11 protein-coding genes are annotated in these 14205 nt (G+C 37.1%); all 11 read left to right on the top strand.

All coding sequences use genetic code 11. From position 1 onward, the window contains the following. Nucleotides 1–7: 7 nt before the first annotated feature. The 11 genes from csrA (at nt 8) to secA (ending at nt 13879) form a co-directional block, all read left to right on the top strand. Nucleotides 8–235 carry a carbon storage regulator CsrA gene (gene csrA / locus LC091_RS11135; protein WP_226682070.1) on the top strand — a complete coding sequence of 76 codons (228 nt, stop codon included), beginning with the start codon at nt 8–10 and terminating at the stop codon, nt 233–235. 171 nt (nt 236–406) lie between these two features. Next, nucleotides 407–1240 carry a flagellin N-terminal helical domain-containing protein gene (locus LC091_RS11140; protein ID WP_226682071.1) on the top strand — a complete coding sequence of 278 codons (834 nt, stop codon included), beginning with the start codon at nt 407–409 and terminating at the stop codon, nt 1238–1240. A gap of 129 nt (nt 1241–1369) precedes the next feature. Next, entirely contained in the window at nt 1370–3256 is a 1887-nt protein-coding gene (locus tag LC091_RS11145; RefSeq protein WP_226682072.1) for a glycosyltransferase, read from the top strand. Further along, nucleotides 3253–6594: a glycosyltransferase gene (locus LC091_RS11150; protein ID WP_226682073.1), complete on the top strand. Its 3342-nt coding sequence runs from the start codon at nt 3253–3255 to the stop codon at nt 6592–6594. Before LC091_RS11145 ends, LC091_RS11150 begins: the two co-directional genes overlap by 4 nt. A 231-nt stretch (nt 6595–6825) precedes the next feature. After that, complete coding sequence (gene flaG / locus LC091_RS11155) at nt 6826–7170, top strand: flagellar protein FlaG (RefSeq protein WP_226682074.1); 345 nt, start codon at nt 6826–6828, stop codon at nt 7168–7170. A gap of 12 nt (nt 7171–7182) precedes the next feature. Beyond that, nucleotides 7183–8937, top strand: a complete 1755-nt coding sequence (locus LC091_RS11160; protein ID WP_226682075.1) for a flagellar hook-associated protein 2 — start codon at nt 7183–7185, stop codon at nt 8935–8937. Between the two features lie 19 nt (nt 8938–8956). After that, nucleotides 8957–9358, top strand: a complete 402-nt coding sequence (fliS, locus tag LC091_RS11165; protein WP_226682076.1) for a flagellar export chaperone FliS — start codon at nt 8957–8959, stop codon at nt 9356–9358. Next, a complete protein-coding gene (locus LC091_RS11170; RefSeq protein WP_226682077.1) occupies nt 9358–9711 on the top strand; it encodes a hypothetical protein in 354 nt (117 codons plus the stop codon). The genes fliS and LC091_RS11170 overlap by 1 nt, the downstream gene beginning before the upstream one ends. A gap of 9 nt (nt 9712–9720) precedes the next feature. Then, nucleotides 9721–10107 carry a hypothetical protein gene (locus LC091_RS11175; protein WP_226682078.1) on the top strand — a complete coding sequence of 129 codons (387 nt, stop codon included), beginning with the start codon at nt 9721–9723 and terminating at the stop codon, nt 10105–10107. Between the two features lie 478 nt (nt 10108–10585). After that, complete coding sequence (hpf, locus tag LC091_RS11180; RefSeq protein WP_226682402.1) at nt 10586–11146, top strand: ribosome hibernation-promoting factor, HPF/YfiA family; 561 nt, start codon at nt 10586–10588, stop codon at nt 11144–11146. 222 nt (nt 11147–11368) lie between these two features. Continuing rightward, nucleotides 11369–13879 (top strand): preprotein translocase subunit SecA, encoded by a 2511-nt coding sequence (gene secA, locus LC091_RS11185; RefSeq protein WP_226682079.1) that lies wholly within the window; start codon nt 11369–11371, stop codon nt 13877–13879. The last annotated feature ends 326 nt before the right edge of the window (nt 13880–14205 follow it).

The raw sequence follows: 14205 nt of genomic DNA on the forward strand, positions 1-14205 counted from the left end.
AGACCGCATGCTAGTATTAACCCGAAAGAAAGACGAGGCCATTATGATCGGTGATGACATCGAAATCACCGTCCTCAGTATCAATGGCGATCAGGTGAAGCTTGGCATCCAAGCACCCAAGCATATCGAGATACATAGAAAAGAAATTTACCTTTCCATCCAAGAGGAAAACAATGCAGCATCCCACTCCTCTCTTGATCTACTGCAAGCTTTAAGTAACCAACTAAAAAAATAATTATATTTGTAGAAAATTCTCTCTCACCCTATAAACAGTTGTCGAGACGGGTCGATATAAAACATGTAAGCAAATAGAATTAAAAGGCGGCCGACTTTTGACCTATCTGCAAATCTAACACCGATTACACAAGGACGTGAAATCGGCGACAACTCAAGGAGGAAAATTGTAATGAGAATTAATCACAATATCGCTGCGTTGAACACGCACCGTCAATTAGGTTCTGCTAATGCTGGTCAAATGAAATCGATGGAAAAGCTGTCTTCAGGTTTACGTATTAACCGTGCGGGAGACGATGCTGCAGGTTTGGCTATATCTGAAAAAATGCGTGGTCAAATTCGTGGATTAGATCAAGCTTCCCGTAACTCCCAAGACGGTATTTCCTTGATTCAAACAGCTGAAGGCGCATTGAATGAAACTCATGCAATTCTTCAACGTATGCGTGAGCTTACTGTTCAAGCTGGAAATGGTACTAATCAAACGGAAGACTTGTCTGCCATTCAAGATGAGATTTCAGCATTAATAGAAGAAATCGGTGGAGAGTCAACTAAAGGTATTTCGGATAGAACTCAATTCAATGGTAAAGATCTTTTAACAGGAGATTTTGCATCTACAGGTATTTCATTTCAAGTTGGTGCTAATGCAAGTCAACAAATTGAACTAAATATTGCTGATATGAGTGCTAGTGCACTTGGAGTAAGTTCTATTGATGTTTCCTCAGGATTTACATTTGACAGTGCAATTGCTTTGATTGATAGTGCTATTAATGCGGTTTCTTCACAAAGATCTGATCTTGGTGCTACACAAAATCGTTTAGAGCATACAATCAACAACTTATCAACAGCTTCTGAAAATTTAACAGCGTCGGAATCTCGTATTCGTGACGTTGATATGGCTAAAGAAATGATGAACCAAACTAAGAACTCTATTTTAGCTCAAGCATCTCAAGCAATGCTAGCTCAAGCCAACCAACAGCCACAGGGAGTACTTCAATTGCTTCGTTAATTTTTTGGACCCTATACGAATTTATAGGGTCTTTTCTATTTTTAACCAAAGAATAACCATGATTAATATGATGCTTATTCTTTGGTTAGAAACTAAAATAAAACACTCGTAATTTTTTGGAGGGTTCATATGAGTAAAACACCTACTATATCTTTATGTATGATTGTAAAAAATGAAGAAAAGTACCTTAAAAAATGCTTAACAAGTGTGATGAATTCAGTCGACGAAATTGTTATTGTTGACACCGGATCAACAGACGCAACACTGGACATTGCGAGAGAATTTGGAGCAAGGATTTATCAATACGAGTGGAATAATGACTTTTCTGAAGCAAGAAACCATGCAATAAATTATGCAGAAAAGGAATATATACTTATTTTAGATGCAGATGAATGTATTGAGTTACATGGCAGTATTCTTAAGGATTTAAAAGAACGTAGAGATTATTACGTCACAAAGATCAAGAATTTTTCATCTGCTGGATTTATTAGGTATCATGAAGCAATACGCATATTTAAAAATAATATTGGCTTAAGATATTTTGGGAAAATTCACGAGCATATTAATATTGAGGAAACGAATAAAAATTATTCACGAGGCTATACGAATTTTTTAATTAACCATGAGGGTTATAAGGAGGAAGTTGTTACTGAAAGGAATAAAATCCAAAGAAATTTACAATTGTTATTAAAAGAAATATCTTGCAATCCCTCGGGTTATAATTTTTTTAATCTAGCGAAACAATATAAGCAAATGGGTAAAATTGACGATGCTTTAGAGTGCTTTAAGAATAGCTTTAACCTCAGCAAACTTAGCAATTATAAGAACGAATTATTATTTCACATCATTGATTGTTTACGCCAACAAAAAAGATATATTGAAGCTCTTAGAGTTTCAGAAGATGCTATATTCCTATTTCCTAATTATACAGATATACATTTTATTCGGGGCAGAGTTTACTTTGAACTAGATTATTGGGAACAAGCTGAAGAATCTTTCAGAAAATGTATAAGCATTGGGGAAGTGCAAAATTCTTCCACAACCGAAGGTGTGGGAGATTACTGGTCTTATTATTATTTAAGTGAAGTATTAATTAAAAAAGGAGATAGAATTGGTGCATTAGAAAATTTAATGTTTGCTATCAAATCTAAACACGGCTTTTATCAAGCGTTAGAAAAATATGTAAGGCTAATGACAGAAGTTAATATTGAGGCCAATGAAATTTTTAATGTATTATCAAGTGTTCATAAGATAGAAACTAGAGAAGATATTTTAAACACCGTTCAGAGCCTTTATTTTTTAAGAAATCCGCTATTGTTTATATATACTCAAAAATTTAATTTAAATATAAATAATAATGTATTGGCTGTGGCTTATATGTATGGAAAAAAATATAATCTAGCTTTAGAACTCTGGAATGAACAAAAGAATATACCGGAAGAAAATAAAAGGGATGTCTTACTTTTATCCATTATTTTGAAGAGCAAAGAACTTATTTTAAAATTGGAATGTAGTCCAGAAGAGAAAAAGTTTTATTGTTTGATGGCAAATCACGAGTTTGATAAAGTTAATGAAACTCCTGGGAATATTGAAAAGGTTTTCCTGGAAATTAGCGAAGGATTATTAAAATTAAAAGAATACAAAACTTTTTTTGAAATTTCGAAATTGGTCCCACGACTAACTTCTAATGGAAAATATAATTTGTCGAAAATTTTATATAATTATGGATTCTACAAGCAAGCGGCAGAATTACTATTAGAAATAATTAATAAGGACCCTCTTAACATTAAAGTGATGGAACTTCTTGGAGATATTTTTTATACAAATGATAACTTTGACCAATCTTTATTTTATTTTTCATCCGTACTCAATGTGCAAGAGGGCTATAGCGTATATTTCAAATTATACAAATTGTATATTAAATTTAATAAATCTGAGGCGTCAAACATTAAAAGTATATTAAATTCATTCCCTAGCTCACAATTTCTTAATGTTAAGGTGGAATCAACAATATGAAACAACTTAAAAAAGTACTAATCATTGCACATATTTTCCCACCTATAGGCGGATCTGGTGTACAACGTACACTGAAATTTGTAAAGTATTTAGAGACAAACGGATGGCAACCAACAGTTGTTACTGTAGGGAATTCCAAATACCCTTTTATTGATCAAACTTTAGTTGAGCAAATTCCTAAAAATATAGAGGTCATAAGATTTGATGAGCCAGATAACATAAACAATGAGAATATTAAGGAATTACTTTCATTATTAAATGGAGTGGTTTCCAACAAAAATTTATTGAAAGAATACTTGAGGTTTTTAAATGAAAATAAGGAAAAATTAGTGCAGTTAGTATTACCAGATCAATATTTAATGTGGGCAAATGTGGTCTTGAAGAATTTGGATAAAAAGATTAAGTTAGAAAACTTCGATCTTATATATTCTACATCCGGACCATATTCAGATCATATTATAGGCTATTATTTAAAAGAAAAACACAATAAACCATGGGTAATCGACATTAGGGATGAATGGTCCAATAATCCATACTTTCAAGTTAGTGATAAGGGTAACATTTTCTATAAAACTAGTATGGAAATTGAAAGTGAAATTCTAAGAAAGGCTGATAAGGTAGTTACAACTACACCGTTAACCACTAAAAATTATATAGATAATTTTAATCTGGATTGTGAAAAAGTGAATACTATTACAAATGGTTATGATGAGGAAGACTTCATTAATTTAGAACAAGTTCTGCCACGAAATAAGAGATTCACAATGGTTCATAATGGTTTATTTTATTCAGTACGAACACCAGAAACTATTCTAAGAGCAATACATAATCTTATTTCAAAAAAAATAATAGAGAAAAACTTAATTAAAATGGTATTTACATGGTCTGAAAAAGATTCTACCTGGTTAAAACTAATAAATGAGTTGAATCTTGAAGATGTTGTGGATTTTAAAGGCTATCTAAACCATAAGGAAAGTCTTGAATTAGCAAATCAATCTGACGCATTACTACTTGTCGTAGGACCAGACAATAAAGATAATGGAATGTATCCTGGTAAAATGTTTGAATATTTAAGATTTCAAAAACCAATCATTTCTTTAGCGCCTTCAGGTGGGGTAGTTGAAAAGATAATAGACCAAAATAATAGAGGCCAGAATGTTGACTTTCACAATATTGAAGGAATAGAAGAGGCTATTTTTAAGTATTATAAAAAATGGTTAACATTAGAAGAAAATCATTTTCCAGTTAGTGATGGAATTAAATTATATGAACGAAAGAGTCTTACTAAGGAATTGACAGAGACTTTTGATGAAAGTATAGAAGTTTTCAATAAAAAACAAGACAGTAAGAAAAATCTAAAAAAAGAAATAGAAGAAACAATTGATAATGGAAATACTGAAAGGGCTAAAGATCTGAGTGCTATATACATACAAGAATATGGATATGACATGAAGGTATATTCTTGGTTAGGGATAATCTCTATCTTGGAAAATGACAACGAAGGAGCTATTTATTACTTTCAAGAAGGGTTGAAGTTTGGGGATGACAATATGGATCTCCATTATAATCTCGGATATTCATATCTTAATATAAAAGACGCAAAATCTGCACTAATTCATTTTAAAAAAGCATTGAATTGTTGCACTGATGCTACATTAAAAAATGAAATTAAACAATACATAAATCAAGTTACAGAAGACTATCAAGAAAAGCAAAAACTCGTTTTTTTCTCTATTCACGGTGGAGATAAATTTCTACAAGAAATTATTAATGGTTTAAAAGAAGATTATGAAATCAGGAAAATTATTGTTACTGATCTAATGCAAGTAGAGGAAGGGATGAAATGGGCTGATATTTGTTGGTTTGATTGGTGTGATAAGTTACTAGAATATGGAAGTAGTCTTGAGGTTGCAAAGACACGAAGAATAATTTGCAGGTTACATCGGTATGAGGTATTTACAACAAATCCTGAAAAAGTTATTTGGGAAAATATTGATAGATTAATTTTTGTGTCAAATCACATATATGAAATTGCAAAAGAAAGAATAAGTTTGCCTAAAGAAAAAATATCAATAATTCCTAATGGTATTAATCAGACAAGATTTGAATACAGAGATAGGAAAAAAGGGTATAACTTGGCTGTACTTGGCCACATTAATATGAGAAAAAATCCAATGCTTATTCTTCATTATTTCCATGAATTACTTAAAGTTGATTCTAGATACAAATTGTACTTTGCAGGAGATTTTTCGGGAGATTTGGAGCGTGGTACATTGGAGATTTATATGAAAAATATGGTAAAAAAGTTAGGTTTAGAGAAAAAAGTGTTTTTCGACGGATTTATTGAAAATAAGAATCTTCCTGAATGGTTAGCTGATAAAAATTATCTGGTAACAGGTAGTATAAGCGAGGGCCACCCAGTAGGAATTATGGAAGGTATGAGTTGTGGACTCAAACCAGTTGTGCATGCCTATCCAGGTATTGAAGAACATTATCCGATTGAATATTCTTACAAAAGTGTAAATGACTTTATTGAGGCGATAAAAGGAGATTATTCTAGTCAAGAATACTATGATTTTATTAAAAAAAACTATTCCTTGGAAAAACAATTAGATTCTATTAAAAATGTACTATTAAGTGATGTAAATAGTTTCGATGACGAAAAAGTAGTGGAGAAGGAAAAAATAATAAACATAGAAAAAGTACAAGAATTTTATGACGATTTTATTGACCATTTAAAGAAGGATAGAGAAAGACCTAATCAACGACATGAATATATTAAAAATAGACTAAAGAAATTAGTTAAAAAAGGAGATAGAGTATTAGATTTGGGGTGTGGAATAGGTATTACTACAGAGTACATTTCCAGATTAGGGGTATCAAAAGTTATAGGGGTAGATCTATCACCAAAATTAATCAATTTCGCCAAGAGTTCAGTAAAAGATGTAGAATTTTTGGTGAATGATATTACTAACATTTCATTGGATGAAAAATTTGATGTAATAACATTATGTGATGTAGTGGAACATATTCCTAGAGATAGATACAAGGACTTGTTTAGTACCATAAGTAAACACTTAACTGATAGTGGAATTGTCTATATAACTGTACCTGACCCTCAATATAATGATTTTCTTAGAGAAACAACTCCTGAAAAAATGCAAATAATAGATAATAGTGTTACTTTAGATGAGATATTTGACTTATGCAAAATGAATAATCTGAAAATAAAGTTTACTAACATGTTTGGTGTATGGTTGCCCAACGAATACAATGAATATATCCTCGTGAATAACAATCAAGGGATGGACACCTGGATAAATTATTACATTAGATGAAAGTTTTAAGTCACTGAAAAACGTATTAATGATTATTGATTATTTAAGAGTCTGTATATTTATTGCAGGCTTTTTTTATTGGGAATTTTAACGTTTCGAGCTAGCAAAAAGCTTTTCCTATTTAAGAATGAAGATGTTGGTGGTGAGTATATGTTAATTTTTCACTTCACAATTCTCATGTTTAACCGATAATAAACTAGATAATAGTAAAATTAAGTCGGAGGAATCCCCTTGGAAATTAACAATACTGGGTCATTTGTAGAAAATACAACTAAAATTCAAAATCAAAAAGCAATATCTCATGAAGTGAAAAAATCTTTACAGAGAACAAAAGAGAATCTTCCAGAATTAAGTGAAGAAAGGATGGAAGAGATTGTTGAAGGGTTAAATAAGTTTGTTAACCCAGTCAATGTTTCTGTTCGATTTGAGTTACATGAAAGGCTTGAGGAGTACTATGTAAAAGTAGTAGATATAGCGACAGACGAAGTTCTAAGGGAAATCCCTTCCAAGAAATTTTTAGATATGTATGCGGCGATGACCGAGTATATGGGGTTGTTCGTTGATAAAAAGATTTAGGTGGTGAAGGATATGCGCTTAACTGGATTTCAAAGTGGGTTGGATATAAATCAGATGGTAAGTGATCTGATGAAAGCCCAGCGTATGCCAATGAACAAATTGACACAGCAGAAGCAGCTGCTAGAGTGGAAGCGGGATGACTACCGCGAGACAAATAGATTATTGAACGATTTCCGAAATCTTTCTTTTGATATGACATTGCAGCGTACCTACTCGCAAAAACAGGTCACTTCTACAAATGACAAGGTTTCTGCTACAGCAACTTCTTCAGCATCAAATGTTTCCTACAGTATTAAGGATGCACAGGTAGCAACAGTGGCCACAAATAGCTCTACCGCTTCCATGATGGAGGGTACAAACAAGCTTGATACAACTAAAAGCTTATGGGAGCAAAGGGGAGAAATTGCAAATTATGATTCGCTCACACCAATCGTTCCTGCCACCACTCTAACTGGAGCTACAGATCGTATTCAAGTTGGGACTGGGCTTGACCGAAACGATATGTCCTTAGTTAAAGTGAAAAAAAGCGCAGGGGAAATGATTACCTATACAATGGTGGACAGTGCTGACCAGTTTGAAACCGGAAAAAATCAAGCGTATTACAATGAAACGACAGGCGAAATCGTATTTAATAACACCTTAGATGCTGGAGCAGTGGTGGAAGTGCCTGCTAATTATCGTTTTTCTATCACGACCTATAATCAGGCAGGGGAAGCGCAGGATAATGAGTTTAATTTCCATGCAGATACCACGATGGACGAAATCGTTTCCAAAATAAACAATTCCTCTCTTGGGCTTACCGCTTTTTATGATGAGCATAATGGTGGATTAGTTCTTAGCAAAAGAGAGGCCGGTAATTTCAACGGTGCTGGTAATGAAATTGAGTTTCAAGGGACGTTTTTAACAGGTGTCTTGAATCTTGATCAAAGCAAGGAGAATGGTGGGACGGCTGCATCTGTTACGATTAACGGAGTCACAACTCAGCGTAATTCTAACACTTTCACCATAAACGGTGTAACCTTCAATTTAAAAGAAAATATGTCTCCAGGTGAGTCAGCGACCATCAACGTGGCGAACGATACAGATAAGACCTTCAATGCAATAAAGGATTATATAACAAAATACAATGAACTGATTGAAAAAATTAACGGAAAGACAGGTGAACCTGTCTACCGCGACTATAAGCCGTTGTCCGATGAAGAAAAAGAAGCCTTGTCGGAAAAGCAGGTTGAACAGTGGGAAGAAAAAGCTAGAAGTGGACTATTGCGAAATGATTCTATTCTAAATTCTGGCTTAGGTAAAATGAGATCGGCCATGTATGAGTCTGTTTCAGGTTTAAATGGACAATATGATCAGCTGGCACAACTGGGAATAACTACGAGCGCAAATTACCGTGATAAAGGAAAACTCCTTATCAATGAAGATAAATTGAGAACGGCAATTGCTAATGACCCTAATTCAGTAATGCAGATGTTCACTTCGAATGGTGAAAATGGAACAGGACTTGGGATAGCAAGGAAGTTACGTGAAGCAGCAGGAGCCACCATCTCCGGCATCGAAGCCCGCGCCGGTAACGCAACCCGCACTGCCCAGCAATTCACCATCGGCCGTGAACTATTAAATGTCGACCAACGCATCTCTGCTTTCGAACGCCGTATGCAAACAGTGGAAGACCGCTACTGGCGCCAATTCACTGCTATGGAAAAAGCTATCGGACAATCTAACCAACAATCCACGCAATTAATGAGTCAATTTTTCAGTGGCTGATAACAAGGAGTGAACAACTATGGCAATGAAAAACCCTTACCAAGCCTACCAGCAAAATTCCGTCAATACCGCAACACCTGGGGAATTGACGTTGATGCTTTACAACGGGGCTATCAAGTTTATGAAGCTTGCCAAAAAGGGAATGGAAGAAAAGAATATTGAAATGAAAAACACAAACCTGATCAAAGCGCAGAAAATCATTCAGGAACTGATGGTCACATTGGACACGAGTCATGATGTCGGGAAGTCGATGATGACGATGTATGATTATATGAACCGTCGCCTTATTGATGCGAATTTAAAAAACGACGCTACTATTGTAGACGAAGTGGAAGGGCTTATGATGGAGTTTCGTGATGCCTGGAAGCAGGTTATTCAGGCAAACCGCCAGCAGGCATTTGTTCAAGGTGGACAGGCGTAATGAACGTCGTTGAAAACCTGGATAAAGTCACTACACATCTTTTGACATTGCTTGATGGACCTTTACCGGCCGAAGAAAGCCGGGACGCATTTTTGGAAGAGATAGATAAGGTGTTGCAGATCAGAGACTCCCTGTTAGAACGTCTTGCCCCACCTTTTTCAGAAACAGAGATGGCGCTCGGTAAAAAGGTTGCGCTAGCCAGCCAACAGGTAACTCCTAAGCTTGAAATACTCCATAAACAGTTAAAGCAAGAGTGGGCCCAAATCCAGCAATCCAAAAAGACTGCCAAGGCATATGGGCAAGCGTATAGCTCTCCGACAGCAGACGGAATGTATTATGACAAAAGAAACTAGGTGCACAGGATGGCTGATTTGACAGAAGATGAATTTTTATTGTTAAAAAAATATAATGCCCTGCTCGATACGGTTGAAGAGGCTTTTGCCTATTTAAGTGACGAAAATCAAAACGCCTCCGCACCTGTGAAGCGCCAAGTTGTGCTGGATAGCTACGAAGCAATCGGTAAAATTGCAGAAGCTCATGTGAACCTCGTCCTTTTCTTTGAAAATAACGAAGAGGCTCTTCAGGTCATCGCACAATTTGGTAACCTTGTAGATGAACTCGAACAAATCGGACATTTCGAACAAAACACCGCACCAGAAAAAGAAGCACTACAAACCTATATCAAACCAGCATACGAAACATGGAAAAACGAAATCCAACACCATATCCTCCCCCACATCGCCCACTAACTCTCCAAAGTTTTGGAGGGTTTTTTATTATCTGTTTGCTTTGAAGGGCTTTATCCGTAAATGCAAATCCACCTGTTTCCTGCAGTGCAGGGTGTTCGACTCCAGCGGGGGAGCAAAGGTTGGCTGAGACCCCGCAACGCAGTGAGGAGGCTCAGCCACCTTCCCGCGGAAAGCGAACACCCGGAACGAAAGGAAACAGGAAGTAGACGAGATACCATCTCAATTTTTCATGAAAGTTTTCCCACCCATACGCATATACTTGTTTCACCCCACAAGAACAAGCCAACCCAAAACCATTCACAAATTCTTAATAATTCTTTTACGTTTAGGCAGGAATTCTGTTGGGTATTGTAGAAATATGTTTACATAAGCTTAATGCAAGCTTAACCTTCCACAATCAAATCAAAGGAAGGAAACGTAGGCAGATTGTTTGGATGCAATGAAAATCCAAACAGGAACAAAAGGAGGAGTTCGATTTATGAAGTACAACGTACGCGGTGAAAACATTGAGGTAACTCCAGCAATCCGAGATTATGTAGAAAATAAGATCGGAAAGATTGAACGCTATTTTGATTCCACAGACAATGCAGAATGCAAAGTGAATCTGAAAGTCTACAACAACCAACAAAAAATTGAAGTGACCATTCCTATGACAGGCCTAGTGTTACGTGCAGAAGAAAGTCACGATGATCTCTATGCAGCGATAGACCTTGTCGTAGATAAACTAGAGCGACAAATACGAAAACATAAAACAAAGGTAAACCGTAAGCTTCGCGATACAGGTTCACCTAAATACTTATTTAACGAAGTGATTGATAACGGAGCACCAGCCCAAGTGGCAGTTGAGGATGATGAGGACGAAGCAGACTTGGTTCGTACGAAACGCTACAACCTGAAGCCGATGGACAGCGAGGAAGCAATCCTTCAAATGAACTTGCTGGGCCACAACTTCTTCGTATTCTTAAACGCTGCGACGAATGAAACGAATGTGGTGTATAAGCGTAACGACGGGAAATATGGTTTAATTGAGTCTTATTGATAAGAAGAGGCCCTGACTACAGGGTCTTTTTCTTTTTGTTCGACTTTTTCTCCCAGCATTATTTCTCGGGAAATGTAAAAACCTCGATTATATTGTCATTTCCTAATTATTTTCAGAAAAGACTGTCTGCAAATTCTCCTTTAAGTTGTACCCACCCCCAATAAGTGTTAAAATTTATATATTATTTAGGCTATAAGACTATAGTTACAGAGGAGCGTTTGTATGCTTGGTTTATTAAATAAAGTGTTTGATATGAATAAGCGTCAATTGAAACGTCTGGAAAAGATGGCGGATCAGATAGATTCCCTAAGTGCCGATGTGGCAAGGCTTACGGATGATCAGCTTAAAGAGAAAACGGCTGAATTCCAAGGCCGTTACCAAAAAGGTGAGAAGCTAGAGGACATGCTGGTAGAAGCATTTGCAGTCGTTCGTGAGGCTTCTAAACGTGTGCTCGGACTTTATCCTTATAAAGTACAGCTCATGGGGGGCGTATCCTTACACGAAGGAAACATTTCCGAGATGAAGACGGGGGAAGGTAAAACGTTAACGGCAACGATGCCTGTTTACCTTAACGCAATCACTGGAAAAGGCGTCCACGTTGTAACGGTCAATGAATACTTGGCAAGCCGTGACGCGACAGAAATGGGTCAGCTTTATGAGTTCCTTGGTCTGACTGTTGGTTTGAACCTGAATGGACTGTCACGTGATGAAAAAATTGAAGCGTACAAAGCAGACATTACTTATGGTACAAACAATGAGTTCGGATTTGATTACCTGCGCGACAATATGGTGTTGTACAAAGAGCAGATGGTACAGCGTCCACTCCATTTTGCCGTGATTGATGAAGTTGACTCCATCTTAATTGATGAAGCGCGAACGCCATTGATCATTTCTGGTAGTGCTCAAAAGTCTGCAGCCTTGTACATCAAAGCAAACGCGTTTGCTCGTACATTGGTAAAAGATGTGGATTACACATATGATGTGAAAACAAAAGGCGTGCAGTTGACAGAGGACGGAATTACGAAGGCTGAGAAAGCATTCGGCATCGAGAATCTGTTTGATATCGGCAATGTTACGTTGAACCATCATATCAATCAGGCATTGAAGGCACATGTCACGATGCATCATGATGTAGATTATGTGGTACAGGAAGGCGAGGTTGTCATCGTTGACCAATTTACAGGTCGTCTGATGAAAGGCCGCCGCTATTCCGATGGACTTCACCAAGCGATTGAAGCAAAAGAAGGCTTGGATATCCAAAACGAAAGCATGACACTTGCGACAGTTACGTTCCAGAACTACTTCCGTATGTATGAAAAGCTTGCCGGGATGACTGGTACGGCGAAAACAGAGGAAGAGGAGTTCCGTAACATTTATAATATGAGCGTTATTGCAATTCCAACGAATAAAGATATCGTGCGTGATGACCGCGCAGATCTTATTTTCAAGTCAATTGAAGGTAAGTTCAATGCAGTGGCGGATGATATCGCAGAGCGTCATAAAAATGGACAACCTGTACTTGTTGGTACGGTTGCAATTGAGACGTCTGAGGTTATCTCTAAACTCCTCACAAAACGCGGCATTAAGCATGACGTATTGAATGCGAAAAACCATGCTCGTGAAGCGGATATTATCCTTGGTGCTGGTCAAAAGGGTTCTGTTACAATCGCAACGAACATGGCCGGCCGTGGTACAGACATCAAGCTTGGCGAAGGTGTGACGGAGGTTGGCGGTCTTGCTGTTATCGGTACAGAGCGTCATGAATCTCGTCGTATTGATAACCAGCTTCGTGGTCGTTCCGGACGTCAAGGTGACCCAGGGGTGACGCAATTCTATCTTTCCATGGAAGATGAATTGATGCGCCGCTTTGGTTCTGACAATATGAAAACCATGATGGAGCGCTTGGGTATGGATGATACGCAGCCGATCCAAAGTAAGATGGTTTCTCGTGCGGTTGAATCAGCTCAGAAACGTGTGGAGGGTAACAACTTTGATGCACGTAAACAGCTTCTTCAATATGACGATGTTCTTCGTCAACAACGTGAAGTTATTTACAAGCAGCGTTTTGAAGTGTTGGATTCGGAGAACTTGCGTGAAGTGGTGGAAAGAATGCTTGTTTCCGCAATTGAACGTCAAGTAGGCCTTTATACACCAAAAGAGGAAGTTCCGGAAGATTGGAACCTGCAAGGAATCGTTGATTATGTAGATGCGAACCTTTTAGAGGAAGGCGCAGTTACGCTGAACGATCTTCGAGGTAAAGAGCCAGAGGAAATGTCCGAGCTTATCATCGATAAAGTAAAAGCTCGCTATGACGAGAAAGAACAAGAGCTTACTCCGGAACAAATGCGTGAGTTTGAGAAAGTTATTGTTCTTCGTGCGGTGGACAGCAAGTGGATGGATCACATCGATGCAATGGACCAGTTGCGTCAAGGTATACACCTGCGTGCATACGGTCAGATTGATCCACTTCGTGAGTATCAATTCGAAGGATTTGCCATGTTTGAAAACATGATTGCTTCCATTGAAGAAGATGTTGCGAAGTATGTCATGAAGGCACAAATCCGCAACAACTTGCAACGTGAAGAAGTGGCAAAAGGCCAAGCCGTTGTTCCGAAAGAGGGCGGCGGAGAGCCTCCAAAGAAAAAACCAGTAAAAAAAGTAATGGACGTTGGCCGTAACGATGCTTGCATCTGCGGAAGCGGAAAGAAATATAAAAACTGCTGCGGAAACTAATGGCAGTTTTAGGGAGAGTGGGGCTTAATCAGCCTCACTTTTTCCATGTAAATAGAGGATATAGACATTTTCTGAAATAGTTCTTTTTAAACCAACGTTTGAATAAGTGAAAATGGAAATGTAGGAACCCCAGTAGGTACAGCGGTTCTGATTAGGATTAACTTTTGAAAAAGCTATTGTATAATAATGCGTGAAATAGCGTTTTTAAGGTGTTTTTACTACTTTAAGATAGCTCTTTTTAAACCAACGTTTGAATAACTGAAAATAGAAAATGAGTTACCCGAATGAGTGTAGCGGTTGTGTTTTGGATTAACTTTTGAAAAAGC

It is taken from the genome of Sutcliffiella horikoshii (assembly GCF_020524325.1).
Classification (GTDB): domain Bacteria; phylum Bacillota; class Bacilli; order Bacillales; family Bacillaceae_I; genus Sutcliffiella_A; species Sutcliffiella_A horikoshii_D.

Bases quoted from the DNA above. Each gene is read 5' to 3' on its own strand.
- LC091_RS11170 (WP_226682077.1), top strand. From the start codon at position 9,358: ATGAACGTCGTTGAAAACCTGGATAAAGTCACTACACATCTTTTGACA.
- secA (WP_226682079.1), top strand. From the start codon at position 11,369: ATGCTTGGTTTATTAAATAAAGTGTTTGATATGAATAAGCGTCAATTG.
- LC091_RS11140 (WP_226682071.1), top strand. From the start codon at position 407: ATGAGAATTAATCACAATATCGCTGCGTTGAACACGCACCGTCAATTA.
- LC091_RS11175 (WP_226682078.1), top strand. From the start codon at position 9,721: ATGGCTGATTTGACAGAAGATGAATTTTTATTGTTAAAAAAATATAAT.
- csrA (WP_226682070.1), top strand. From the start codon at position 8: ATGCTAGTATTAACCCGAAAGAAAGACGAGGCCATTATGATCGGTGAT.
- LC091_RS11150 (WP_226682073.1), top strand. From the start codon at position 3,253: ATGAAACAACTTAAAAAAGTACTAATCATTGCACATATTTTCCCACCT.
- LC091_RS11145 (WP_226682072.1), top strand. From the start codon at position 1,370: ATGAGTAAAACACCTACTATATCTTTATGTATGATTGTAAAAAATGAA.
- LC091_RS11160 (WP_226682075.1), top strand. From the start codon at position 7,183: ATGCGCTTAACTGGATTTCAAAGTGGGTTGGATATAAATCAGATGGTA.
- hpf (WP_226682402.1), top strand. From the start codon at position 10,586: ATGAAGTACAACGTACGCGGTGAAAACATTGAGGTAACTCCAGCAATC.
- fliS (WP_226682076.1), top strand. From the start codon at position 8,957: ATGGCAATGAAAAACCCTTACCAAGCCTACCAGCAAAATTCCGTCAAT.